This is a genomic window from Xanthomonas sp. NCPPB 3570 (genome assembly GCF_056725115.1).
This window is the reverse complement of the sequence record NZ_CM161513.1, coordinates 2,303,954-2,329,044: the sequence shown is the minus strand read 5'-3', so window position 1 is coordinate 2,329,044 and position 25,091 is coordinate 2,303,954. Positions and strand designations below refer to the sequence as shown.

20 protein-coding genes are annotated in these 25,091 nt (G+C 69.1%); 12 read left to right on the top strand and 8 right to left on the bottom strand.

The genetic code is table 11. From position 1 onward, the window contains the following. Nucleotides 1-23 precede the first annotated feature (23 nt). From lolA to AC1PLR_RS10210, 3 genes are all read right to left on the bottom strand, one after another. Entirely contained in the window at nucleotides 24-650 is a 627-nt protein-coding gene (gene lolA, locus AC1PLR_RS10220; RefSeq protein WP_267110243.1) for an outer membrane lipoprotein periplasmic chaperone LolA, read from the bottom strand. Between the two features lie 86 nt (nucleotides 651-736). Then, the gene (locus AC1PLR_RS10215) at nucleotides 737-2,674 is read right to left on the bottom strand and encodes a DUF3857 domain-containing transglutaminase family protein (RefSeq protein WP_481103439.1); all 1,938 of its coding nucleotides are present in this window, start codon (nucleotides 2,672-2,674) and stop codon (nucleotides 737-739) included. A gap of 53 nt (nucleotides 2,675-2,727) precedes the next feature. After that, entirely contained in the window at nucleotides 2,728-5,085 is a 2,358-nt protein-coding gene (locus AC1PLR_RS10210; protein WP_017909556.1) for a DNA translocase FtsK, read from the bottom strand. A 287-nt stretch (nucleotides 5,086-5,372) separates the two neighbouring features. Between AC1PLR_RS10210 and trxB the strand changes: the two genes are divergently transcribed. From trxB to infA, 5 genes are all read left to right on the top strand, one after another. Continuing rightward, on the top strand, nucleotides 5,373-6,344 hold the full coding sequence (trxB, locus tag AC1PLR_RS10205; protein WP_481103438.1) for a thioredoxin-disulfide reductase: 972 nt from the start codon (nucleotides 5,373-5,375) through the stop codon (nucleotides 6,342-6,344). After that, on the top strand, nucleotides 6,341-7,177 hold the full coding sequence (locus tag AC1PLR_RS10200) for a hypothetical protein (protein ID WP_371182179.1): 837 nt from the start codon (nucleotides 6,341-6,343) through the stop codon (nucleotides 7,175-7,177). Before trxB ends, AC1PLR_RS10200 begins: the two co-directional genes overlap by 4 nt. After that, nucleotides 7,174-8,313, top strand: a complete 1,140-nt coding sequence (locus tag AC1PLR_RS10195) for a GNAT family N-acetyltransferase (RefSeq protein WP_481103437.1) — start codon at nucleotides 7,174-7,176, stop codon at nucleotides 8,311-8,313. Before AC1PLR_RS10200 ends, AC1PLR_RS10195 begins: the two co-directional genes overlap by 4 nt. Before the next feature lie 22 nt (nucleotides 8,314-8,335). Further along, nucleotides 8,336-9,073, top strand: a complete 738-nt coding sequence (gene aat, locus AC1PLR_RS10190; protein ID WP_481103436.1) for a leucyl/phenylalanyl-tRNA--protein transferase — start codon at nucleotides 8,336-8,338, stop codon at nucleotides 9,071-9,073. Between the two features lie 92 nt (nucleotides 9,074-9,165). After that, nucleotides 9,166-9,384, top strand: coding sequence for a translation initiation factor IF-1 (gene infA / locus AC1PLR_RS10185; RefSeq protein ID WP_004425677.1), 219 nt, complete (start codon nucleotides 9,166-9,168; stop codon nucleotides 9,382-9,384). Nucleotides 9,385-9,518: 134 nt separating this feature from the next. Here infA and clpA read toward each other — a convergent pair whose 3' ends face one another. Next, entirely contained in the window at nucleotides 9,519-11,801 is a 2,283-nt protein-coding gene (gene clpA / locus AC1PLR_RS10180; protein WP_010341727.1) for an ATP-dependent Clp protease ATP-binding subunit ClpA, read from the bottom strand. A 123-nt stretch (nucleotides 11,802-11,924) separates the two neighbouring features. Beyond that, nucleotides 11,925-12,245 (bottom strand): ATP-dependent Clp protease adapter ClpS, encoded by a 321-nt coding sequence (gene clpS / locus AC1PLR_RS10175; protein ID WP_010341728.1) that lies wholly within the window; start codon nucleotides 12,243-12,245, stop codon nucleotides 11,925-11,927. 76 nt (nucleotides 12,246-12,321) lie between these two features. Here clpS and AC1PLR_RS10170 point away from each other — a divergent pair, with 76 nt between their 5' ends. From AC1PLR_RS10170 to AC1PLR_RS10140, 7 genes are all read left to right on the top strand, one after another. Then, on the top strand, nucleotides 12,322-12,825 hold the full coding sequence (locus AC1PLR_RS10170; RefSeq protein ID WP_481103435.1) for a hypothetical protein: 504 nt from the start codon (nucleotides 12,322-12,324) through the stop codon (nucleotides 12,823-12,825). Continuing rightward, nucleotides 12,825-13,283: an NUDIX hydrolase gene (locus AC1PLR_RS10165; protein WP_010341730.1), complete on the top strand. Its 459-nt coding sequence runs from the start codon at nucleotides 12,825-12,827 to the stop codon at nucleotides 13,281-13,283. The genes AC1PLR_RS10170 and AC1PLR_RS10165 overlap by 1 nt, the downstream gene beginning before the upstream one ends. Beyond that, nucleotides 13,280-14,422 carry a tRNA 2-thiouridine(34) synthase MnmA gene (mnmA, locus tag AC1PLR_RS10160; protein ID WP_420009871.1) on the top strand — a complete coding sequence of 381 codons (1,143 nt, stop codon included), beginning with the start codon at nucleotides 13,280-13,282 and terminating at the stop codon, nucleotides 14,420-14,422. Before AC1PLR_RS10165 ends, mnmA begins: the two co-directional genes overlap by 4 nt. Further along, nucleotides 14,419-15,033 carry a high frequency lysogenization protein HflD gene (gene hflD, locus AC1PLR_RS10155; RefSeq protein ID WP_209029260.1) on the top strand — a complete coding sequence of 205 codons (615 nt, stop codon included), beginning with the start codon at nucleotides 14,419-14,421 and terminating at the stop codon, nucleotides 15,031-15,033. The genes mnmA and hflD overlap by 4 nt, the downstream gene beginning before the upstream one ends. Nucleotides 15,034-15,181: 148 nt before the next feature. Next, a complete protein-coding gene (locus AC1PLR_RS10150) occupies nucleotides 15,182-16,372 on the top strand; it encodes a methyl-accepting chemotaxis protein (RefSeq protein WP_010341735.1) in 1,191 nt (396 codons plus the stop codon). A 130-nt stretch (nucleotides 16,373-16,502) separates the two neighbouring features. Further along, entirely contained in the window at nucleotides 16,503-16,802 is a 300-nt protein-coding gene (locus AC1PLR_RS10145; protein WP_420009872.1) for a hypothetical protein, read from the top strand. Nucleotides 16,803-17,242: 440 nt separating this feature from the next. Continuing rightward, on the top strand, nucleotides 17,243-18,166 hold the full coding sequence (locus tag AC1PLR_RS10140) for an IS110 family transposase (protein WP_481102227.1): 924 nt from the start codon (nucleotides 17,243-17,245) through the stop codon (nucleotides 18,164-18,166). 505 nt (nucleotides 18,167-18,671) lie between these two features. On the opposite strand, the gene AC1PLR_RS10135 is transcribed toward AC1PLR_RS10140, so the two are convergent. The 3 genes from AC1PLR_RS10135 to AC1PLR_RS10125 form a co-directional block, all read right to left on the bottom strand. After that, nucleotides 18,672-19,991, bottom strand: coding sequence for an ABC transporter ATP-binding protein (locus tag AC1PLR_RS10135; protein ID WP_048489799.1), 1,320 nt, complete (start codon nucleotides 19,989-19,991; stop codon nucleotides 18,672-18,674). Between the two features lie 17 nt (nucleotides 19,992-20,008). Beyond that, the gene (locus tag AC1PLR_RS10130) at nucleotides 20,009-21,766 is read right to left on the bottom strand and encodes an ABC transporter permease (protein WP_481098175.1); all 1,758 of its coding nucleotides are present in this window, start codon (nucleotides 21,764-21,766) and stop codon (nucleotides 20,009-20,011) included. Between the two features lie 525 nt (nucleotides 21,767-22,291). After that, the gene (locus AC1PLR_RS10125; RefSeq protein ID WP_209029257.1) at nucleotides 22,292-25,081 is read right to left on the bottom strand and encodes a sensor domain-containing protein; all 2,790 of its coding nucleotides are present in this window, start codon (nucleotides 25,079-25,081) and stop codon (nucleotides 22,292-22,294) included. Nucleotides 25,082-25,091: the final 10 nt, after the last annotated feature.

The window sequence follows — 25,091 nt, the reverse complement described above, 5'->3', positions numbered from 1 at the left end:
CAACGTGCGCGGCGGCAGCCGGCTCAGCGGTCGCCGACCACGTCCACGTCCTTGTCCGGGACGTAGCGGAAGGTGCCGGTGGCGAAGGCCGGATTGCGCTTCCAGTCGCTGAAGCTGATCTCGGTGCGCTGGCCGACCGGGTCGACCACTTCCATGCGCGCCAGGCCGTTGCGGTCGAAGCCGAGCTTGGCCATCTGGAAGCTGGCCTCGGTGTCCACCTTCGGCGTCATGGTCAGCCACTGCAGCCCGTCGCGGGCCACGGCCTCCTCGCTGACGTCGTACTGGCGGTCGAGCCTGCCCGGGTCGATCAGCGCGGTCAGCGGGCTGTTCTGTTCCTCGCTGCCCTGCGCGCGCACCGTGGCCTGTTTCAGGTCCGGGTCGTAGACCCACACCTTGCTGCCGTCGGCGACGATCAGTTGGGTATAGGGCTTGCGGTATTCCCAGCGGAACAGGCGCGGCGCCGAGAGCGCGACGCGGCCGCTGGAGCTTTCCTTCAGCGTGCCCTTGCCGTCGTAGACCTTCTGCGCGAACTGGCCGTCCAGGCCCTTCAGCCCGCGGGTGAAGGCGGTGAGGTCCTCGCGGGCGCCGGCGAAGGCGGAGCCGGCCAGCAGCGCGGTGGCGAGGACGGTGTAGCGGAGTGTGCGAAGCATGCGGATGGATTTCCGGATGGAGTGTGGGAAGTGTGACGCGGCGCGCCTGAATAGGCGATCAGAGGACGTCGCCGGCCGAGCCAGGGCTACGGCCCGGTCTGCATCCGGCGCAGGTCGCCGTACAGGATCTGCCCGCGGAAGCCGCGCCGCACCTGCTGGTACAGCTCGCGGAAGGCGGCGTAGTCCTGCGGCTGGCACAGCGCCGCCGGGCCGTGGATCGCGCGCCGGTGCAGTGTGTGCGTGGCGGTCACGGTCTGTCCGTCGCGCACCCAGGTGGCAGCGTACTCGCCGGCGGCGTTGCGGAAATGGGTGTCGGCTGGGATCGCGATGATCGGCACGCTGTCCGGGAAGGTCAGCCGGTAGGTCTCGCTGCGCGCGTTGTCGTTGCAGTAGAACGGGGTCAGGTTGCGCTCGGCCGAGGCGGTGCTGTAGACCCCGCGCACCGAGTCGGCGCCGGGCATCAGCGGCAGGCTCATGCCGCCGACCACGCCGAAGTCCACATAGTCGTGGGCGCGGAAGCGGTAGGCGTAGCCGAACGGCCGGCTCAGGTCCTGCGGCGCGCCCTGCAGCAGCAGCTCGCCGCTGCCGTCGAAGCCGGAGGCGGCGACGATCGACTCCTCGATGCGGGTGCGGTTCTGCGCGTTGAGCTGCACGAACATGGTGCGCAGGCCGATCTCGCCGACGTCGCCGCTGTCCAGGCGGGTGATGCCGCTGACGCTGCCATCGGCAGCGAAACGGTAGTCGGTCTCGGCCAGGTAGCGGTTGACCTTGGCGTCGTCCGGCGGCGTGCGCGCCACGGTGCCGTCGGCGGTGTGCAGCACCGGCACGCCCAGGTCGCCGGCCGGCAACTGGCCGAAACGCGCGTATGGGCTGGTCGAATCCACGTACAGCTTGAACTCGGGCAGATAGGTGATGGCGTGGTTGAACCGGCCCAGCACCGGCACCTCCGGCAGGGTCGGCCCGCCCTGCGCGCCGATCAGCACCGGCGTACTGGCGATGCCCTTGGCCGCCAGCAGCGCTTCCAGCACCACGGTGTGGTCCTTGCAGTCGCCGTAGTGGTTGTCGAGGATGCTGTCGGCGCTGTTCGGCTGCAGCCCGCCGTTGCCCAGGTACACCGCCACGTAGCGGATGTTGCGCGCCACCCACTCGTACAGCGCCGCGGCCTGCGCGCGGCGATCGACGATGCCGGCGGTGATCTGCTCGGCGCGGGCGCGCACCTTGGGCGTGACCTGCGCGGCGGCGGCGCTGCTGTGCTGGTAGGCCTGGGCCATCTGCGACCAGCGGCGGAAACTGCTGGCCATGATGGTCGGGCTGAATTCCCAGGTGGCCGCCGACCAGTTCTGGCTCTTCATCGGTTCGCGGCGGCTGTAGCGCCACTCCCAGCGCGCCTGTTCGCCGGCGATCGTCGGCGTATCGCTGCCCTGCACGCCGCGGGTGTACAGGTGCATCTGCAGGCGCCGCGGCGCCACCAGGGTCACCGTGGCGTCGTCGTACTGGGAGAACACGCTGAAGGTCTCCCACAGGCTGAAGTAGCCGGGGAAGTACGGCACGTTCTGGGTACGCCGCACCCGGTACACCAGGCGCGCGCCGGGCATCAGGTTCGGGAACACCACTACCTTGACCTTGCGGTCGGCGTACATCGCCGCCGTCGCGCTGGAATAGCTCTCCTGGGTATAGATCTTGTCGGCCGGCACGTCGTGGCGCAGCCCGTCCGGGGTCAGCGTGTAGGCGGCCAGCACCTCCAGCGTCTCCAGCTTCTCGCTGTAGCCCAGCCGCACCTGGCTGAACTGGTCGACGCCGGCCTTGGTCTTGAGCAGCAGCTCGTACTCGTCGGTCTCGACGCTGGTGGCGTCCTCGCGCACCTCGTAGTCGGCGCGGTAGCGCACGTAGCTGTAGTTGTTGCTGACCACCGGTGCGGCCGCGGTGGTCGCGGCCTGGTCGGTGTCGCCGTGCGCAGCCGGTGCCGGTTGCGCGGCGGCGGCGCCGGCCAGCGCCAGCAGCGCCGCTGCGAACAGCCGGGGCAACTGCGCCAATCCACACAGGCGCCGGCCATGGCCGGCGAATGGCGCGGTGCGCCTCACTTCGGCGGCGGCGGCGCCAGCACGCTGCGGTCGCCGTTGTGTTCGGGCGGGCTGACCACGCCGGCGGCTTCCATCGCCTCGATCAGCCGCGCGGCACGGTTGTAGCCGATCTTCAGCCGCCGCTGCACCCCGGAAATCGACGCGCGGCGGGTCTCGGTGACGATGCGCAGGGCCTCGTCGTACAGCGGGTCGGATTCGTCGCCGCCACCACCGCCGGCTTCCGGCAGGCCGGTGGCGCCGATCACGGTGCCGTCGCCCATGGTCTGCACCTCGTCCAGCACGCCCTCGATGTAGTCGGCCGGGCCGCTGGCCTTGAGGTGCTCGACCACCCGGTGCACCTCCTCGTCGCTGACGAAGGCGCCGTGCACGCGGTCCGGCATCGCCGTGCCCGGCGGCAGGTACAGCATGTCGCCGTGGCCAAGCAGGGTCTCGGCGCCGGACTGGTCGAGGATGGTGCGCGAGTCGATCTTGGAGCTGACCTGGAAAGCGATGCGGGTCGGGATGTTGGCCTTGATCAGGCCGGTGATCACGTCCACCGAGGGCCGCTGGGTGGCCAGGATCAGGTGGATGCCGGCGGCGCGGGCCTTCTGCGCCAGGCGCGCGATCAACTCTTCGACCTTCTTGCCGACGATCATCATCATGTCGGCGAATTCGTCGATGAAGATGACGATGAACGGCAGCGTGTCCAACGGCCGCGGCGCCTCAGCCAGGTCCGGGTTGGGCTTGAACAGCGGGTCCATCAGCGGCTGCCCGGCGTCCTGCGCGTCCTTGACCTTCTTGTTGAAGCCGGCCAGGTTGCGCACGCCGACCGCACTCATCAGCTTGTAGCGGCGCTCCATTTCCGCCACGCACCAGCGCAGGCCGTTGGCGGCCTCCTTCATGTCGGTGACCACCGGCGCCAGCAGGTGCGGTATGCCCTGGTAGACGCTCAGTTCGAGCATCTTCGGGTCGATCATCAGCATCCGCAGGTCCTTGGCCGAGGCCTTGTACAGCAGGCTCAGCACCATCGCGTTGACCGCCACCGACTTGCCCGAGCCGGTGGTGCCGGCGACCAGCAGGTGCGGCATGCGCGCCAGGTCGGCCACCGTCGGGCGCCCGGCGATGTCCTTGCCCAGGGCCAGCGTCAGCGGACTGGCCGACTTGTCGTATTCCTTGGAGCGCAGCAGCTCGCTGAGATAGATCATCTCGCGGCTGACGTTGGGGATCTCCAGGCCGATCACCGACTTGCCCGGGATCACGTCGACCACGCGCACCGACTTCACCGACAAGCCGCGGGCGATGTCTTTGTCCAGCGAGCTGATCTGGCTGACCTTGATGCCCGGCGCCGGCTCGATCTCGAAGCGGGTGATCACCGGGCCCGGATAGGCCCCGACCACCTGCGCCTCGATGCGGAAGTCCTTCAGCTTGAACTCGATCTGACGCGACAGGGTTTCCAGGGTCTCCTCGGAATAGCCCTTGGCCTGCGGCTTGGGGTCGTCCAGCAGCGCCAGCGGCGGCACCCCGGACGGGTCGCTGCCGGTGCCGTGGAACAGCGGGATCTGCTGCTCGCGCTTGGCGCGCTCGCTCTTCTCCACCACCGGCGCCGGCGGCGGCTCGATCTTGACCGGCTCGCGCTTGGCGCGCTGCACTGCGTCGACCTTGCGCACTTCCTCGCGTTCCTCGCGCATGGCGCGGGTCTGCTGCCATTCGTTGGCCTGCTGGGTGCCGCGACGGGCCAGCGCCGGCAGGGTCATCACCGCCTTGCCGATGCGCTCCATCACCGCGAACCAGGACAGCCCGGTAGCCAGGGTCACCGACACCAGCAGCAGCACCAGCACGAACAGGTTGGCGCCGAGCGCGCCGAAGCCCGCGCCCAGCGAATTGCCGACCAGCTTGCCGAGGATGCCGCCGGCCCCGGCCACGTCGCCGGCGAACAGGCGCAGGTGCAGCAGTCCGGTGGCGGCGATCAAAAAGCCGACGATGCCGACCAGGCGCAGCGCCGGGCCGAGATCGGCCTCGCCATCGCCGTCCTGGTCCATGCCGAACAGCGCGATCCAGGAGATCGCGCCGATCACCACCGGCAGCAGGAAGGCCACGTAGCCGAACAGTTGCAGCAGCACGTCGGCGATCCAGGCGCCGAACTTGCCGCCCATGTTGTGCACCGGCGCAACCACGCTTCCGGTATGCGACCAGCCCGGATCGGTCGCCGAGTACGTGGCCAGGCTGGCCAGCAGGTACAGCAACAGCGGGGCGATCGCGATCAGCGCAAGGTCGCGCCACAGCTTCTGCCGGCGTGGGTTGGGCGCGGCGCCCTGCTTGCGTGCCGCCGCATTGGCGCCCTGGGATTTGCCGCGTTCCGGAACCTGCTTCGCCACGCTATGACCAGACCTTAGAAATGCATCGTTAGTGATTGATAATAAACGACTCGCCCTTGCATTTCAGCAGTCGGTACCTGAATCGTCCGGACTTGCGCAGGCCGACGCTGGCAGCGCCCGATTGAGGCCGGCAATGACGCGCGAAACCCGCTGCCTGTCGCAGCGGGCCGCAGCGTTTCCGCCACGCGGCTTGATTCGTTCCAGGCCGGCCGCCACTCTATGCGCCTTCGCCGGAACCCGCGCAATGCCGCGTTTCCGCCGCCATTTCACCCTGTTCGCGAGTATACATGAGCCCCTCTGCCGCCAATTCCGCCAAGCATTCCCGCCTGCTGATCCTGGGTTCCGGCCCGGCCGGCTGGACCGCCGCGGTCTACGCCGCGCGCGCCAACCTCAAGCCGGTGGTGATCACCGGCCTGCAGCAGGGCGGCCAGCTGATGACCACCACCGAGGTCGACAACTGGCCCGGCGACCCCCACGGCCTGATGGGCCCGGACCTGATGGCGCGCATGCAGGCGCATGCCGAGCGCTTCGAGACCGAGGTGATCTTCGACCACATCCACACCGCCGACCTGTCGCAGCGCCCGTTCCGGCTCAGCGGCGACAGCGGCGACTACACCTGCGACGCACTGATCATCGCCACCGGCGCCACCGCCAAGTATCTGGGCATTCCCTCGGAAGAGGCGTTCAAGGGCCGCGGCGTGTCCGCCTGCGCCACCTGCGACGGCTTCTTCTACAAGGACCAGGACGTGGTCGTGGCCGGCGGCGGCAACACCGCCGTGGAAGAGGCGCTGTACCTGTCCAACATCGCCCGCAAGGTCTACCTGGTGCACCGCCGCGACACCCTGCGCGCGGAAAAGATCATGCAGGACAAGCTGTTCGCCAAGGTCGCCGCCGGCAAGATCGAGACCGTCTGGCATCACCAGGTGGACGAGGTGCTGGGCAACGAGGCCGGCGTGACCGGCGTGCGGGTCAAGTCGGTGCAGGACGGCAGCACCCGCGACCTGGAGGCGCACGGCTTCTTCGTCGCCATCGGCCATCACCCGAACACCCAGCTGTTCGACGGCCAGTTGGCCATGCACAACGGCTACCTGGAGATCCGCTCCGGCCTCGGCGGCGCCGCCACCGAGACCTCGGTGCCGGGCGTGTTCGCCGCCGGCGACGTCGCCGACCAGCACTACCGCCAGGCGATCACCTCGGCCGGCTTCGGCTGCATGGCCGCGCTGGACGCCGAGCGCTATCTGGACAAGATTTCCGAATGAAGTGCCCGCGCCTTGTGCTGTTGAGCATTGCCGGGCTACTGTTCGGTGGTTCCTGGGCCGCACAGGCAGCGCCTGCGCCCAACCCCCTGTGTCTTGATCGCGACGAACTGATCGCCGCCACTCGAGACCAGGACAACGTACTTTTTAAAATGTTGTACGACCCGGCCAACCCGCGGTCCTTGAGCGCCTTACTGAAGCCGGAATACGAAAAACTGGCGGTTACACAGCAGCAAGCGCAGGCTGGCGATGTGGCCTCCGCCGCGCGACTGGGCAAGCTATGGGCCGAATGCCTACTCGACGGCACTCCCTATGCTGAGGCCAAGCAGGCGCTGATCGTGCAGTTCCTGCAAACTGCACGCCACGGCGGCGACAAGGAGGCCGCGTTCTATCTGGGGTTATTTGCCATGCGTGGCCTGCCGGGCGCCCCGCCTTCGCTGAGCGCGGCAGTGCCCTTGTTCATCGAAGCGGGAAAGCTCGACACGGCTGCAAAGGGATCAGCAGCAACCTCCGGCGCATATGCGCTGGCACTGGGGTACTTCCTTCCCAAGCTGCTGACCCCTGCCATCGTCGCAACGACTCGTGGCCAGACCCCGCCCGAAAAGGATCTTACGCTCTATGTGAATTATAGTTTTTGCCCACCGCAGGCCAAGGTAGACGAGGCTCCACCGCCTGCGGATGCGCGCAATCCAGCGCTTCTCGCAGCGCTGTCTGCGCCGCTCTATTGGTTACCGACCGACGGACTGAGTTGCGCAGACCCCATCCCGCCAAGCGGCATGCGTCTGCCATTGACTTTCCACGCCACTGCCCCGGCGAAAAATCCACCCCGGCGATGAGCGACAGCGGACGCCATCGCACCGAGTGGCAGTCCGGTCTGAAGGGCGTGAACGCGGCGGCCTGGGATGCACTGCACGACGGCAGCAACCCCTTCGTCGCCCATGCCTTCCTGGCCGGCCTAGAACGCCATGGCTGCCTGCGCCCGGACTGGGGCTGGACGCCGCTGCACCTCACGCTGTGGGACGGCGACGTCCTGATCGCCGCCGCGCCGGGCTACGTGAAGACGAACTCGCACGGCGAATTCGTGTTCGACCATGCCTGGGCGCATGCCTATGCGCGCTACGGCCAGGACTACTTCCCCAAGTGGCTGTGCGCGGTGCCGTACTCGCCGGTGACCGGGCCGCGGCTGCTGGCGCGCGACCTGGCGGCGCAGCAGGAACTGCTCGCGGCCATGCAGGCGCTGACCGAGCGCACCGGCCTGTCCTCGGCCCACGTCAATTTCCACCGCGCCGACGAGGACGCCGCGTTCGGCACCGACTGGCTGGAACGTAACGACGTGCAGTACCAGTGGCACAACGACGCCGGCTGGACCGGCTTCGACGACTACCTGGGCGCGATGGACCACAAGCACCGCAAGAACATCCGCCAGGAGCGGGCCAAGGTGCAGCGCGCCGGCATCGGCTTCCGCGTACTGCACGGCGACGAGGCCAGCGCCGCCGACCTGGAGGCCATGTACGGGTTCTACCTGCGCACCTTCGACGACTACGGCAATTCGCCGGCGTTGACCCTGGACTTTTTCTCACATCTTGCGCGAACGATGCCGCGCAACCTGCTGATCTTCCTCGCCATGCATCAGGACACGCCGGTGGCCGGGGCGTTCTGCCTGCGCGGCGGCGACACCCTGTATGGCCGCTACTGGGGCGGCGATGCCCTGCCCGGCCTGCACTTCGAGACCTGCTATTACCAGGGCATCGAGTACTGCCTGCGCGAGGGCCTGACCCGCTTCGAGCCGGGCGCGCAGGGCCAGCACAAGATCGCCCGCGGCTTTCTGCCGCGGCTGGTGCGCAGCCGCCACTGGATCGCCGCCCCCGGCTTCCGCGCGCCGCTGGCCGACTGGTGCGCGCAGGAGCGCGCCGAGGTCCGCCAGCGCGCGGCGGCACTGCAGCGCCACTCGCCGTTCCGCCACGACGCCTGAGGCATCGGCTACGCTGCCGGCGATGCGTCGTCTCCCTGCCCTGCTCGCGGCCGATCCCGCCGCCCCGTTCCCGCCACCGTCCAGCGCCCTGCGCGAGCCGGATGGGCTGCTCGCGATCGGCGGCGACCTGTCGCCGACCCGCCTGCTCGCCGCCTATGCGCAGGGCATCTTCCCCTGGTTCTCCGACGGCGAACCGATCCTGTGGTGGAGCCCGGACCCGCGTACCGTGTTCCGCAGCGACGGCGTGCGCCTGTCCTCGCGCTTCCGCCGCAGCCTGCGGCGCTCGCCGTGGACGGTGCGCGCCGATACCGCCTTCGCCGCCGTCATCGACGCCTGCGCGCAACTCCCGCGCCGCGGCCAGGACGGCACCTGGATCACCGCCCCGATGCGCGCCGCCTACCTGGCCCTGCATCAGGCCGGCCACGCGCATTCGGTGGAAGTGTTCGATGGCGACGACCTGGTCGGCGGCATCTACGGGGTGGCGCGCGGGCGCATGTTCTTCGGCGAGAGCATGTTCAGCGCCCGCAGCGGCGGCTCCAAGGTGGCGCTGGCGGCGCTGGCGCGGCGCCTGCACGGCTGGGGTTGGCCGCTGATCGACGCGCAGGTGGAGAACGGCCATCTGCTGAGCCTGGGCGCCGAGCTCTGGCCGCGCCCGCGCTTCCTGGAGGCCATCGCCCCGCTGGTGGCGGCACCGGCCGAGATCGGGCCATGGACGTCGCAGTTCGGCACCCTGGCGGCCGCGGAACTGGCCCAGGGCTGAGCGGGATTAACGCAAACTTTGCATGGCGCGGCGCAGGCGAGTAAAATCCTCGCTCTTCAGGCCTTTGGCCGTTCCGAATCGCACAGGATTACATGTCGAAAGACGACTCCATCGAATTCGAAGGCACCGTCAGCGAGACGTTGCCCAATACCACGTTCCGGGTCAAGCTGGAAAACGGGCACGAAATCATCGCCCACATCTCCGGCCGCATGCGCAAGAACTACATCCGCATCCTGACCGGCGACCGGGTGAAGGTCGAAATGACTCCGTACGACCTGACCAAGGGTCGCATCACCTACCGCATGAAGTAATCCGCCACGGGCGGACATGAAGAAGGCGGCCACTGGCCGCCTTTCGCGTCTGCAACGGTGGAACGACGGTGACCTCGCCAGGCGGCTGCAGCCTCTGCAGCCGCCTTTCGTCGTGCCTGTGCCGTGGCCCGGCTTCAGTCCACCGTGGCCGGCAGCAGGCGCTCCGGCTCGGCCTGGGTCTCCACCACCAGCTCGCCGTCGCGCACGTCGATGGTGACGCGGCCGCCGTTGACCAGCTTGCCGAACAGCAGTTCGTCGGCCAGCGGGCGCTTGACCTTGTCCTGGATCACCCGCGCCATCGGCCGCGCGCCCATCAGCGGGTCGAAGCCGTGCTGGGCCAGCCAGTCGCGCGCGGTCGGGGTCGCCGACAGCGACACGTGCTTCTCCTGCAGCAGCATCTCCAGCTCGATCACGAACTTGTCGACCACGCGCAGGATGTGGCTGAAGGCCAGCGGCTGGAACTGCACCACCGCGTCCAGGCGGTTGCGGAACTCCGGGGTGAAGCTGCGGCGGATGATCTCCATCGCATCGGTGGAGTGGTCCTGCTGGGTGAAACCGATCGAGCGCCGCGAGGCCTGTGTGGCACCGGCGTTGGTGGTCATCACCAGGATCACGTTCTTGAAGTTAGCCTCGCGCCCGTTGGTGTCGGTGAGCACGCCGCGGTCCATGACCTGCAACAGGATGTTGAAGATGTCCGGATGCGCCTTCTCCACCTCGTCCAGCAGCAGCACGCAGTGCGGCGTCTTGACGATCTTCTCGGTCAACAGGCCGCCCTGGTCGAAGCCAACGTAGCCCGGGGGCGCACCGATCAGGCGGCTGATCGAATGCGGCTCCATGTACTCGGACATGTCGAAACGCACCAGCTCGATGCCCAACTGCAGCGCCAGCTGCTTGGTGACCTCGGTCTTGCCCACGCCGGTGGGGCCGGCAAACAGGAAGTTGCCGATCGGCTTCTCCGGATTGCCCAGACCCGAGCGCGCCAGCTTGATCGACGAGGACAGCGTCTCGATCGCCGGATCCTGGCCGAAGATCACCATCTTCAGGTTGCGCTCCAGGTGCTGCAGCACGTCCTTGTCGGTGGCGCTGACCTGCTTGGCCGGGATCCGCGCCATCTTGGCGACGATGGTCTCGATCTCCTCGATGTCGATCAGCTCCTTGCGCTGGCCTTCCGGCAGCAGCCGCTGGCGCGCGCCGGCCTCGTCGATCACGTCGATCGCCTTGTCCGGCAGCAGCCGGTCGCCGATGTGCTTGACCGACAGGTCCACCGCCGCCTGCAGCGCATCGTCGGCGTAGGTCACGCCGTGGTGCGCCTCGTACTTGGGCTTGAGGCCCTGCAGGATCTCGAAGGTCTCGCCCACGGTCGGCTCGACGATGTCGATCTTCTGGAAGCGCCGCGCCAGGGCACGGTCCTTCTCGAAGATGCCACGGTATTCCTGGAACGTGGTCGAGCCGATGCAGCGCAGCTCGCCCGAAGACAGCGCCGGCTTGATCAGGTTGGACGCGTCCATGGTGCCGCCGGAGGCGGAACCGGCGCCGATGATGGTGTGGATCTCGTCGATGAACAGCACCGCGTTGGGCACCTTCTTCAGCGAGGTCAGCACACCCTTCAGGCGCTTCTCGAAGTCACCGCGGTACTTGGTGCCGGCGACCAGCGCGCCCAGGTCGAGCGAGAAGATCACCGCGTCGGCCAGCACCTCGGGCACGCTGCCCTCGACGATGCGCTTGGCCAGGCCCTCGGCGATGGCGGTCTTGCCGACGCCGGCCTCGCCCACGTACAGCGGGTTGTTCTTGCGGCGACGGCACAGCACCTGGATGGTGCGCTCGATCTCGTCGGCGCGGCCCACCAGCGGGTCGATGCGGCCGTTGCGCGCCTGTTCGTTCAGGTTGGTGGCGTACTCGGCCAGGGCATCGCCCTTTGGTTCGCCCTCGCCCGCCTCGCCCTTCGGCTCGCCGTCGCTCGGCGCGGCCTGCTCGCCGTCTTCGCCCATCTTGGCGATGCCGTGGGACAGGTAGTTGACGATGTCCAGGCGGGTGATGTCCTGCTGATTCAGGAAATACACCGCATGCGAGTCCTTCTCGCCGAAGATCGCCACCAGCACGTTGGCGCCGCTGACCTCCTTCTTGCCCGAGGACTGCACGTGGTAGACCGCCCGCTGCAGCACCCGCTGGAAGCCAAGGGTGGGCTGGGTGTCGCGGCCGTCGTCCTCGGCCAACCGGGCCACCGAAGCTTCGATGGCCTGTTCCAGGTCGCTGCGCAGGCGGTCGACGTCGGCGCCGCAGGCCTTGAGCACGGCCTGGGCGGAGGGATTGTCGAGCAGCGCCAACAGCAGGTGCTCCACCGTCATGAACTCATGACGGGCTTCCCTGGCGCGCTTGTAGCACTGGCCGATGGTCTGCTCGAGATCTTTGCTGAACATGGTGTACTCCGACGTCTGTTGCCGACAATATGTGGCTTGAGTTGCGAATTTCCACAACCCTATCGGATCAGTGTGTTCACACCGCGTTAGTCCGGGCAAACCGGTGACCGACGCCTCCCACTATCAGGCTTTTTCCATCGTGCACAACAGGGGGTGCTGGTTCATCCGCGAGAACTCGTTCACCTGAGCCACCTTGGATTCAGCCACCTCGCGGGTATAGACCCCGCACACCCCGCGGCCGCGGGTATGCACGTGCAGCATCACCTGGGTGGCGCGCTCCAGGTCCAGGGAAAAGAACTGCTGCAACACGGTCACCACGAAGTCCATCGGGGTGTAGTCGTCGTTCAGCAGCAGCACCTGATACATGGGCGGGCGGGCGACTTCCGGCTTGCCGGTCTCCACCATGACGCCATGATCGTGCTCGGGGGAATTCTTGCGGGGCATCCGCCCATTATATACGGGGCCTGCCGGCCCGGATTGGACGATCGCCGGCCCTGCCCGCACAATTCCCCTCCTTTCGATGGCGCTGCACATGCATTCGACGATGTTCCCCAAGGTTCCGCTGCTCGCCGCGCTGCTCGCCGCCGCCCTGCCGGCCGCCGCCGAGCCGCCGGATGCGGCGCTGGGCAAGCGGCTGCAGTCGCTGGGCTACGACGTGCAGGCCGATCAGGACGGCGACTACCAGGTGCTGTTCGGCCTGCGCGACCACGGCCAGGAGCGCAAGCAGCTCACCTACGTGCGCTCGCCGGTGGAGACCTTCGGCAGCTACCGCATCCGCGAGGTCTGGTCGCCCGCCTACCAGGCGCAGGGCGACAGCCTGCCCGCCAAGGTCGCCAACCGGCTGCTGGAAGACGCGCAGTCGGACATCCTCGGCGGCTGGGTGCGCCAGGGCGGTACCGCCGTGTTCGTGGTCAAGCTGCCCGCCGATGCCGACGATACGGCGCTGCGCGAGGCGCTGGAGGCCGCCGCGCGCGGCGCCGATGCGATGGACGCCGAGCTCAACGGCGGCAAGGATCTGTTCTGATGACGGCGATCGCCGAGCCCTGGCAGCCGGACGTGACCGTGGCCACGGTGGTGGTGCGCGATGGGCGGCTGCTGCAGGTCGAGGAAGCCATCGCCGGTGCGCTGGTGCTGAACCAGCCGGCCGGTCACCTGGAACCGGACGAGAGCCTGATCGAGGCCGCGGTGCGCGAAACGCTGGAGGAAACCGGCTGGCAGGTGCAGCCGACCGCCTTCATCGGCGCCTACCAGTGGAAGGCCGACAACGGCCGCCACTACCTGCGCTTCGCCTTCGCCGCCGACCCGGTCGCGCACGATGCGCAGCGGCCGCTGGACACCGGCATCGTGCGCGCGCTGTGGATGACCCCGGCCGAGCTGGAGGCCGCCGCGCCGCGCTGGCGCAGCCCGCTGGTGTGGCAGGTGGTGGCCGACTACCTGGCCGGGCGCCGATACCCGCTGGACCTGTTGCGGCAGGTGGCATGAGCGGCGCAGCGGTCATGGTCGGGGTTTCCGGCGGCGTGGATTCGTCGGTGGCGGCCTGGCAACTGGTCCAGCAGGGCGCGGCGGTGTCCGGCCTGTTCATGCAGAACTGGGCCGACGACGGCAGTGGCGACTGTCGCGCCGACGACGACCGCCGCGATGCGGTGGCGGTCTGCGGGCGGCTCGGCATCCCGTTCCATTTCCGCGATTTCTCGCAGGAATACTGGCAGGGCGTGTTCGCGCACTTCCTGGCCGAGTACGCTGCCGGGCGCACGCCCAATCCGGACGTGCTGTGCAACCGCGAGGTCAAGTTCAAGCATTTCCTGGACGCGGCGCGGGAACTCGGCGCCGAGCGCATCGCCACCGGCCACTACGCGCGGGTGGACTGCGTCGGCGGCCGCTGGCGGCTGCTGCGCGGGCTGGACCGCAACAAGGACCAGAGCTATTTCCTGCACCAGCTGGGCCAGGCGCAACTGGCCGCGACCCTGTTCCCGGTCGGCGAACTGCCCAAGGAGCAGGTGCGCCGCATCGCCCGCGAGGCCGGCCTGCCGACCCACGCCAAGAAGGATTCCACCGGCATCTGCTTCATCGGCGAACGCGATTTCCGCGAATTCCTGGGCCGCTACCTGCCGGCCCGGCGCGGCGAGATCCGCGACCCGCACGAGCAGGTCGTGGCCGAGCACCCGGGGGTGTTCTACTTCACCCTCGGCCAGCGCGAGGGCCTGAACATCGGCGGGGTGCGCGGGCGTGCCGCGGCGCCGTGGTACGTGGTCGGCAAGGACGTCGCCCGCAACGTGCTGTACGTCGACCAGGACCGCGACAGCCCCTACCTGATGGCCAACTGGCTGCAGTCCGAAGCCGCCCACTGGATCGCCGGTGCGCCGCCGGCGCGACGGTTCGACTGCACCGCGCAGACCCGCTATCGCCAGGCCGACGAGCCCTGCACGGTCGAGGTCGGCGACGACGGCACCCTGTCGGTCCGCTTCGCGCGCCCGCAGCGCGCCGTCACCCCCGGGCAGTCGCTGGTGCTGTACCAGGGCGAGCAATGCCTGGGCGGCGCCGTGATCGCCACCACCGATGCCCCGCTGGAGCGCCGCCTGGCGCAGCAGGCCCCCGCCGTACACGAGGACTCCATTCGATGACCGATTCCATGGACGCGCGCATGCTGGCGCTGGCGGGCCTGGCCCAGGCCCTGCAGCAGGTGCGGCGCATCGCCGAGACCGGCCAGTCGGAGGCGTCGCTGGTGCGCACCCTGCTCGACAGCGTGTTCCGCATCGACGCGCCCAGCCCCGAAGCGGTCTACGGCCGCCGTGCCGACCTGGCGCCGGGCCTGCGCCTGCTGCACAACTACTTCCGCAACCAGGGCCAGGACGAGGTGCTGCCGCGGCTGGCGATGGCGGTGATCCAGCTGGAGCGGCGCTTCGCCGGCGATGCCGAGACCGACGCCAAGGTCGATGCCGGCCTGGCCCGGATCGCACCGCTGCTGGAGCGCCATGGCGACAGCACCCATCCGGAGGTGATCACCGCACTGGGCCAGCTCTATGCCGACACCATCAGCCACCTGCGCCCGCGGGTGATGGTGCAAGGCAATCCGCATTACCTGGGCCAGGCCGGGGTGGTGGCGGAGATTCGCGCCCTGCTGCTGGCGGCGGTCCGCGCGGCGGTGCTATGGCGGCAGATGGGCGGCAGCCTGTGGGACTTCCTGCTGGCCAAGCGGCGCATGCGCGAGACCGTGGACCGCGCGCTGCGCTGAGCCCGGAGGCGGCGGGCGCGGGCCGCCGCGCCCGTTCTGCGACGCCGATCCTGCGAAAGGACGCAGGTTTCGACGATCCGGCGATGACGCTGCTAAAGACCCGGGGGGGACGGCCGATACAGCAATCGTGAATCTGCCGAGAACTTCCATGTACTCACGCCTCCTGATCCGTCTGGCCGCCCCGCTCGCCCTGACGCTGCTGTTCCCCATCGCCGCCGGTTTCGACTGGCCGGCCCCGGTCCGTTGGGCCATCCTCACCACCATGACGCTGAGCTGGCTCGGCTTTGCCGGCTGGACCGCGTACAGCCAGAGCCGGCGCTCGCCGGAGCAGGCCAAGGTCATGCGCGAGCAGGACCACCTGCTGACCGAGCTGCGCAGCTTCGTCGGCAACGAGATCGAGGGCTCCCGCTCCGAGATCGAACGCGCCCGCGAACTGATCCGCCAGGCGGTCAGCGGCCTGGGTGGCAGCTTCGAGGCGATGAACCGCAAGTCGCGGCAGCAGAGCGTGGCGCTGGCCCGCATCGTCGACCGCGCCGGCGAAGACGGCGGCGCCGGGGTGGACGTGGCCCGCTTCGCCCAGCATGCCAGCCAGCGCATGGAGCAGCTGGTGGAGGCGCTGGAACAGGTCAGCGGCCAGAGCAGCACCACGGTGCACTACATCGACGACATGTCCCAGCACCTGGACGGCATCTTCGCCCTGCTGGAGGACGTCAAGTCGATCGCCGACCAGACCAACCTGCTGGCGCTGAACGCGGCGATCGAAGCGGCGCGCGCCGGTGAGGCGGGCCGCGGCTTCGCGGTAGTGGCCGACGAGGTGCGCAACCTGTCCGAGCGCTCGACCACCTTCAATGAGCAGATCCGCAAGCTGGCGCACAGCTCCAAGGACGCCATCGCCAAGGTCCGCGAGACGGTCTCGAACATGGCCTCGCGCGACATGGACCGCTCCCGCGAGGCGCGGGCCGAGGCCGCGGCGATGCTCGACAACGTGGCCGCGATCAACCACTCGCTGGGCGACGGCATGCGCGAGATCTCCGAGTGCGGCCGCGCCATCGACAGCAGCGTCGCCGAAGCGGTGCGCGCCCTGCAGTTCGAGGACATCGCGACCCAGGCCCTGGGCGGCGTGCACACCCACCTGGACCGCCTGACCGCGATCAACCGCGAGGCCGTGGCGCTGCAGGAACTGCTGCATCGCAATGGCGGCGTGTTCGACCACGAACTGCTCGACGCCCTGCAGCGGGTCGGCAACCGTCTGCGCGACATGCGCGTGGAGTGGGAGCGTCCGCCGCACAAGCCGGTGGCGCAGCAGAGCATGGGTGCCGGCACGGTCGAGTTGTTCTAAGTCCGTCTTGTCGCGCTCCACGCCATGAACCGACGAGTCCCCGGCCCTTGCCGGGGCTTGTCGTCTCTGCCCTCCCCGTCCGGCCCCGTCGATGTCGATGCATCTCCAGTCCCTGTCCCGAGTTGCGGCCATGTCCTGCGATGAAAGCAGCAGCGCGCACGTGCCTGCGTCCGAGCCGGTGGCCGATCCCGGCATCCGGCCGGCGGCGGCACCGCGCCAGCCCGGCCACGCCCTGCGACGGCTGGAGACGCTGGCCCAGGCCGAATTGCGGCAATTGCTGATCGCGCGCGCGCCGGCACCGCAGGACGCGCGCATCGCCGACCCGGTCTGGGCCGGCCTGGCCTGGGACATGGGCCTGAACGGCAGCGCGGTCGCTGCCGCCGGCACGCCGGCGCCGCTGGTGCACTTCCCGCTTTACGACGGCGATTGAGTCGACGCGGCGGTTGCGATTGCGGTTGCGGGCGGCGAGTGGAGCCTTGTGTGGGCATTGCGTTCAGCGCGTCGCCAAACGTTTTGTCTCAGCTCGTTATTCTCGATTTCGCTTGCCGCATAAGGCCGAGAGGGACGAGCCAACCATGCGCGTCCCGCATCCGTAGGAGCGGCTTCAGCCGCGACGGATGGTCTCGGCAATGCTTCGTCGCGGCTGAAGCCGCTTGTGTCAAAAGAGGGTCTATCGTTGCAGGTGAGAGCGGAGTGCGGCAGGCCGTGTAGCCCGCAGTGCCAGCAAGCACGAGTAGGAGTCAGCGCCGCCGCACTCCGTGTCTCCTGCCTCACAAGCCCGAACAGTTGCTCGAGTCGCGAGCTCGAACTCCACAAGCATGGGCATCGGCAGGAGTGCTCTCACCCCTGAGTCTACTGCGGAGAACGTCTATGCGTCGCTTTGTCGGGATCGATGTTGCCAAGGCCGAACTGGTCATTCATGTCTTGCCGGACGAGCAGACCTGGACCCAACCCAATACGCCACAGGGGCAGCGTGCGCTGGCCCAACGCCTGGCCGAGCTGGGCTGCGAGCGGATCGTGCTGGAAGCCAGTGGCGGCTACGAACATGCCGTGCTGCAGGTGCTCCGAGAGGCGGACCTGCCGGCAGTGCGGATGGCCGCCGATCGTCCGCGCAAGCTAGCACAGGCCTTGGGCCTGCATGCCAAGACCGATGCCCTGGACGCGCGCCTGCTGGCCATCGCCGCCCAGCACATCCCGACCATGCCCACGCCCGTGGTACCTGAGCACCAGCAGTCTCTTCGCGAACTGCTGGACCTGCGTGCCACCCTGGTGAGCCAGCGTGATACCCATCGGCGGCGCCTGGAGCACATCACCAGCGCCAAGGTGCAACACCGTTGCCGAGAGGTGATCGCCCTGCTGAACCAGCAGATCCAGACGTTGACGCAGGAGATCGAGCAGCAGGGCAAGACCTGCTCGAGCCTCCCCCCGGTGCCTGGGCTCGGCACGATCCTGCGCGCGGTTCTGGCCGCGCGGTTGCCAGAGCTGGGTACGCTGCCGCCACGCAAGCTCGCTGCCCTGGTCGGGCTGGCCCCGTTCAATCACGACAGCGGCTGCTGGAAAGGCCAACGCCGCATCAAAGGCGGACGTGCCGACGTGCGGCGCGTGCTGTACATGGCCACCTGGGCCAGCATCCGCGCCAAATCCCCCTTGGCCAACACTTACGCGCGCCTGCGCGCAGGCGGCAAACCGGCCAAGGTCGCCATCGTCGCCTGCATGCACAAGTTCCTGCGCTGGCTCAATGCCATCGCGCGCGATCAGGCCCCGTACGCTCCTCCTGCCATCGCGGCTGCATGACAGTTGACTCCTACGAGGCGATGGCTAATCTCGCTAAACCAAGGCAAAAGGCAGCGATGCGCAATGCCGTTCGGTCGCGAAAAGCGCGCGACTCGTGCCTGGCCGGCTGCATGCAGTCGGGACTGAAGTCCCTCCCACAAGTGCTCCGATCAGATCGCGACATCGTTGCTGCAAAGGCGGATTCGGCGGCGAGCTACGACACATTGACCGATCGACGTCGCATCCAGGCGCGCGCCTGAACCCTTCTCCCAATGGCGAGCGCCCGGCCGTGGGAAAGCGTCACTGTGGGAGCGACTTCAGTCGCGACGCGCGATGCCGTCCGGCGCTTCGATGCGCCTGCAGTCGGGACTGAAGTCCCTCCCACAACGACTCCGATCGGATCGCGACATGTTGCTGCAAGGCGCATTGGGCGGCGAGCAAGGCCGTGCCTGACGTCGTTCCTGCAATGTTCGCCGTCCGCTCGCGGCTGAAGCCGCTCCTACGCGAGGCTGTGCAGCTCGCTTGATCAGCTCGGATTCTCCAGCGAGAACAGGTCCGCCTGCTTGTCGTAGGCGAAGTACTCGGCATAACGCGCCCAACTGGTGACCGCCTGCACCGTCTCCGCCGCGTAGGCCTCGGACATGTGGTCTTCCAGCTCGTCGCGGAAACGGCGCGCCGGTGCGTGATGCGCTGGGCGTTCGTCGAGCACGCGGCGGATGTGCGCGGCCAGCGGCACGTAGGTGGCCAGGTGCTGGGCGAACAGTTGCTTGCGCGCGTCGGTCCCAAGTTCGGCGAAGCGCTGCCCGGCTGGGGTCAGTTGCAGGTCGCCCTGTTCGAAGACGGCGAAGCGCAGCAGTTGCAGGGTCTCGGCGATCGGGAACAGTTCGTCCACTTCCAACTGCAGGCCGGCCGCCAGCGGCGGCAGGTCGGCGCGACCGTGGTAGGGCTCGGCCGCAACTGCCTCGATCAGGCCGGCCAGCAGGTTGCTCGACACGCGCGGCAGGACCATGGCGATGCCGCTGCCCGGGAACACGCCCTCGCGGGTCTGCGGCCGCTGCGGGCTGGCGGTCATGCGCGCGTAGATGTCGTCGACCAGGGCGCGGAACGCCGGCGCCAGGCGATTGCGCGGCTGCGGCAGGGTCACCTCGATCTCGCCGATCACCCGCCCCGGATTGGCGCCGAAGATGACGATGCGGTCGCACATCAGCACCGCCTCCTCGATGTTGTGGGTGACCATCAGGATCGATTCGATCGGCATGCGCCCTTCCGACCACAGGTCCAGCAGGTCGGTGCGCAGGGTCTCGGCGGTCAGCACGTCCAGCGCCGAGAACGGCTCGTCCATCAGCAGCAGCTTCGGCCGCACCACCAGCGCCCGCGCCAGGCCCACGCGCTGGCGCATGCCGCCGGACAGTTCCTTCGGGTAGGCGCCCTCGTAGCCGTCCAGGCCGATCAGGTCGATCGCCGCCAGCGCACGCCGGCGGCGTTCGTCGGCGGCCACGCCACGCGCCTCCAGGCCCACTTCCACGTTCTGCAGCACGGTCAGCCACGGGAACAGGGCGAAGCTCTGGAACACCATGGCGATGTCGTCGGCGACCTGGCCGGGCGCGGCGTCGCGGAAGGCGATGCTGCCGGCGCTGGGCTGCAGCAGCCCGGCGATGGCGCGCAGCAGGGTCGACTTGCCCGAGCCGGAACGGCCGAGCAGGCCGACGATCTGCCCCGAGTGCAGGGTCAGGTCGACATCCTCCAGCACTACCAGCGGCGTCGCCCCGCCCTTGTCGTAGCTCTTGCGCACGCCCTGCACGCGGACCAGCGGGGCGCGCTCGGGCACGCTTGCGGAATAGCTCATGGTCGGGTCTCCGGGAATCAGTCGAAACGCAGGCGGCGTTCGGCGAACACGTACAGGCGTCGCCAGACCGCGCGGTTGAAGAGGGTCACGAACAACGACATCACCGCCACGCCGAGCAGGACCCGCGGGCCGTCGCCGGCGGCGGTGGCGCGGGCGATGTAGGCGCCCAGGCCGTAGGCCTGCACTTGGGTGTGGCCCCAACTGGCCAGCTCGGCCACGATGCTGGCGTTCCAGGAACCGCCGGAGGCGGTCAGCGCGCCGGTGATGTAGTACGGGAAGATGCCGGGCAGGATCACCCGCCGCCACCAGGTCCACGAGCGCAGGTGGTAGATGGTCGCGGCCTCGCGCAGATCGGTGGGGAACGCGCTGGCGCCGGCGATCACGTTGAACAGGATGTACCACTGGGTGCCGAGGATCATCAGCGGCGACAGCCAGATGTTGGGATCGGCGCCGGTGCTGACGATGGCCAGGACCGCGAACGGGAACAGCACGTTGGCCGGGAACGCGGCCAGGAACTGCGCCAGCGGCTGCACCCGTTGCGCCACCTTCGGCCGCAGCCCGATCCACACGCCGATCGGCACCCACACCAGGCTGGCCAGGGCGATCAGCACCACCACCCGCAGCAGCGTGGCCAGGCCACCGCCGAAGGCCTCGGCCAGGTCGTGCAGGCCAAGGTGGCGGCGGCCGTAGTCGTAGGCGAACCAGGCCGCGGCCGCGCCGGCCAGCGCCAGCGCCGCGCTCCACAGCCGGTCGCCCCACACCCCGCTGCGGCCGGGTGCCTGCGGCACGGCCAGCAGTTGCGGCTGGCGCCGCGGCGTCCAGCGCACCAGCATGGCGCGCTGCCAGACCCAGGCCAGCGGCGCGACCAGCCGCTTGGCCAGGCGCGTGCGCCGCAGCAGGTCGTACAGCCACGACTGCGGCTTGTCCTGCGAGGCGGTGAGCTCGGCGCGGAACTTGTCCGACCAGGCCACGATCGGGCGGAACAGCAACTGGTCGTACAGCGCGATCAGCACCGCCATCGCCACCACCGCCCAGCCGACCGCGGCGAAGTTGCGCTGGGCGATCGCCAGCGCCAGGTACGAGCCGATGCCGGGCAGTTCCAGGGTGTGGTCGCCGACGCTGATCGCCTCGGAGGCGACCACGAAGAACCAGCCGCCGGACATGGACATCATCATGTTCCAGATCAGCGAGGGCGTGGCGTACGGCGCCTCCAGCCGCCAGAAGCGCTGCCAGGCGCTGAGTCCGAAGCCGCGCGACACCTCGTCCAGGTCGCGCGGCACGTTGCGCAGCGACTGGTAGAACGAGAACGCCATGTTCCAGGCCTGGCTGGTGAAGATGGCGAAGATCGAGGCCAGCTCGGCGCCGATCTGCCGACCGGGGAACAGGCCCAGGAAGAAGGTGACGGTGAAGGTGAGAAAGCCCAGCACCGGCACCGACTGCAGGATGTCCAGCGCCGGCACGATCACCCGCTCGGCGCGGCGGCTCTTGGCGGCCAGGGTCGCCACCACGAAGGTGAACACCAGCGAGGCGGCCATCGCCGCGAACATGCGCAAGGTGGTGCGCAGGCCGTATTCGGGCAATTGCCAAAGGTCCAGCGACACCGCATCGGTGCCGGCCGGCGGCAACGGCGCGCGCATGTCGGCAGCGCCGTGCAGCAGCAGCGCCCCCAGTCCCAACAGCAGCGCGAACACCGCCAGGTCGTGCAGGTTGGGCAGCACGCCGGGGCGTGCGGCGAGCTGTCCGGGCGCGGTGCGGTCGCGAGCGAATGGCAGCATGGGAAGATCCGGCAGGAGCGGCAGCGAGCGCCGCAGGAAAAAGGACGCTGGCGCGGGTCGCGGAGCGGACCGCCCAGTGTGACCGGGGAAGATGTACGGCGTGCGTCAGCCGCTGCCGGCTGCGCGGGCGTCGCCAGGCGATGTGGCGCAGGCAGGACGTCGCCACCGCGCGCGACTGGGCCGCGATGTCAGGTGGATCAGGAACGATGGCGATGGCAGGCGCATGGGCGGCTCCGACGACGGGCAACGCCAGGGGCTACGCTCGGAGTCCTCGCGGATCGGGCTTGCGCACTCTCGGAATCAAGGCCAGCGCCGCAAGGGGCTGGCGAACGATCCCGTCCTGAGCGGACGGGACCCATCTGGGACGACCCAGACCGTGGCGGTCCTGTCAGCTCTGTCGCTGCAGCGTCGGTCTAGGATGACTGTCCAAGGAAGGTGGCCTCTGGCCGGGAAACGATGGGCGCGCGCAGTATAGCCAGCTGCTGCGCCGCCGCAAGTCGGCACGGCGCACGCAGCGCCGCGCATTCACTGCGCAGCCAGCACCAGCCGTGGATGCGTGGCCGGCGCCACCTGCTGGCGCGCGCGCAACCAGGCGGCCAGCTCGCGCGGCGGCAGCGGCCGCGCGTGCAGGTAGCCCTGGATCTCGTCGCAGCCCTGCTCGCGCAGCAACGCCTCTTCCTGCACCGTCTCCACGCCCTCGGCCACCACCTGCATGCCGAGCGCATGGCCGAGCTGCACGATCGCCTGGGTGACCTTGGCCGTGCCGCTGTCGTGCAGCATGTCCTGCACGAAGCTGCGATCGATCTTCAGGCGCTGCACCGGGAAGCGGTTGAGGTAATGCAGGTTGGAGAAGCCGGTGCCGAAGTCGTCGACCGCCAGCAGCACGCCTTCCTGTTCGAACAGTTCGAAGCAACGGCGCAGCGACTCGCTGTCGCGGATCAGCGCCGATTCGGTCAGTTCCAGTTCCAGCCGCTTCGGCGACCAGCCGTTGCGCTGGCACAGCTCGATCACCCGCTCGGCGAAGCCGCGGTCGCGCAACTGCATCGCCGAGACGTTCACCGAGACCCGGTCGAAGCTCAGCCCCGCCGCATCCCAGGCCGCGGCCTGGCGGCAGGCCTCGCCGATCACCCAGTCGCCCAGGCGCACGATCTCGCCGCATTCCTCGGCGATGGGAATGAACTCGGCCGGGTTGCAGTGGCCATGGCCGGGGCGGTGCCAGCGCAGCAGCGCTTCCACCGCCGGCGCGCGCTCGCCCGCCGCATGCACCAGCGGCTGGTACACCAACGAGAACTCTTCGCGGTCCAGCGCGCCGTGCAGCGCATGCTCGATCTCCAGGCGCCGCTGCGCGCGCAGCAGCACGTCCTGGCTGTAGTAGTGGCAGGTGTTGCGCCCGGATTCCTTGGCCGCATACATCGCCGCATCGGCCGCGCGCAGCAGGCCGTCGAAGTCCTGGCGCCCCTCCTCCATCAGCGCGATGCCGATGCTGGCGCCGATCTTGATCACGTTCTCGCCGCTGTGCAGCGGCTCGGCCAGCGCCGCGATCAGCTTGCGCGCCACGTGCCCGGCGTCACCCGGCTCGGCCAGGTCGCGCAGCACCACCACGAACTCGTCGCCGCTGAAACGGCCGAACAGGTCGCTGGTGCGCAGTTGCTGGTGCATGCGGGTGGCCGCCAGCTTCAGCAGCGCGTCGCCGGTGGCGTGGCCGAAGGAATCGTTGATGCTCTTGAAGCCGTCCAGGTCGACGAACAGCATCGCCAGCGTGGTGCCGCGCTCCACCGCCTCGTGCATCGCCTTCTCGGCCTGCTCGCGCAGCAGTTGCCGGTTCGGCAGGCCGGTCAGCAGGTCGTAGTGGGCCAGCAGCTCGATGCGCTCGCTGGCCTCGCGTTCGCGGGTGATGTCGCGGAACAGCACCACGAAGCGCGGCGGCAGGCCGTCGCGTTCGTCCAGCTCGATCAGCACCTGCACCCAGATGCGCTGCCCGGACGGACGGTGGAAGCACAGGTCCAGTTGCTCGGGCAGGCCGCCTTCGGCGATGCGCACCAGCGCCGACTCGAAGGCATCCCGCGAATCCTGGGTGTACAGCGCCAGTGCGTGGTCCAGATCGATGGCCTCCTTGCGCAGGCCATGGATGCGGTAGCACTCCTCGGTCCACTGCATGCGCCGAGTGCCGACCTCGATCTCGCAACCACCGATCTTGCCCAGCGCCGAGACCCGGTTGAGCAGTTCGGTGCGCCAGCGGATCAGCGCGTCGGTCTGGCGCTGTTCGGTGATGTTCTGCACCTGGCCGAGCACGCGCTGGATGCGGCCGTCGGCCTCCACCTGCGGCTGCGCCCATACCCGCAGGTGCAGCGGCGACTCGCCGCCGCGCACCAGCTCGACCTCGAAGTTGGCCGGCTTGGCCTCGCGCGCCATGCGCCGCCACACCGAGATCAGCTGCGCCATCGAATCGCGGCTGAGCAGGCGCAGCCAGCCGCGGCTGCTCGGCGCCTGCTGTTCGTCCAGGCCGGTGACGCGCAGGAACTCGCGCGAGCACCACACCCGGTCGCGCAGCGGGTCCCAGGACCAGCTTCCCATGCGGGTCATGCGCTGCGCCTCGCGCAGCAGGGTCTGCTGGTCGCGCAGGCGCTGCTCGAGCAGTTTCTGCTCGTGGATGTCGGTGTGGGTGCCGATCATGCGCAGCGGGCTGCCGTCGGCGGTGCGCGCCACGATGCGGCCGCGGTCCAGGATCCAGTGCCATTGCCCGTCCTGCCGGCGCAGGCGGAACTCGCACATGTAGGTTTCGGTGCGGCCCTCGAAATGCGCGCGGATCGCCTGGCGCAGGCGCTCCTGGTCGTCGCCGTGGACCAGCGGCAGCAGCGCGTTCAGGCCGTCGGCCGGGGCATCGCCGGCGTAGCCGAGCATCCGCTTCCAGCGCTCGGAGCGGAAGATGGTGTCGCTGGGGATGTCCCAGTCCCACAGGCCGTGTTCGGCGCTGTCCAGGGCGATCTCCCAGCGGGTGGCGCCGTCGCTGCCGACCGGTTCGGGCACGCTGAGGGTGTAGGCCAGCAAGCCGCCGCTGTCGTCGCGGACCGCACGCAGCCAGCCGTCCAGGCGCCGCCCGGCGGTGCCGGGCAAGGCGCAGGCGAGCATGGTCTCGCCGCCGAGCAGGCGCTCGCGGGCCGCACGCAACAGCTCGGCATACGCCTCCACCGTGCGCGGCAGCTCCAGTGCCTGCGCTGCCCGGTTCGCCGCCAGCGGCCTGCCATCGGCGTCCAACAGGACGAGCGCCGAGGTGAGCGGGTGCTGCAGCAAGCTTGCGATGACGCCTTGATCCACGCCGAGATAC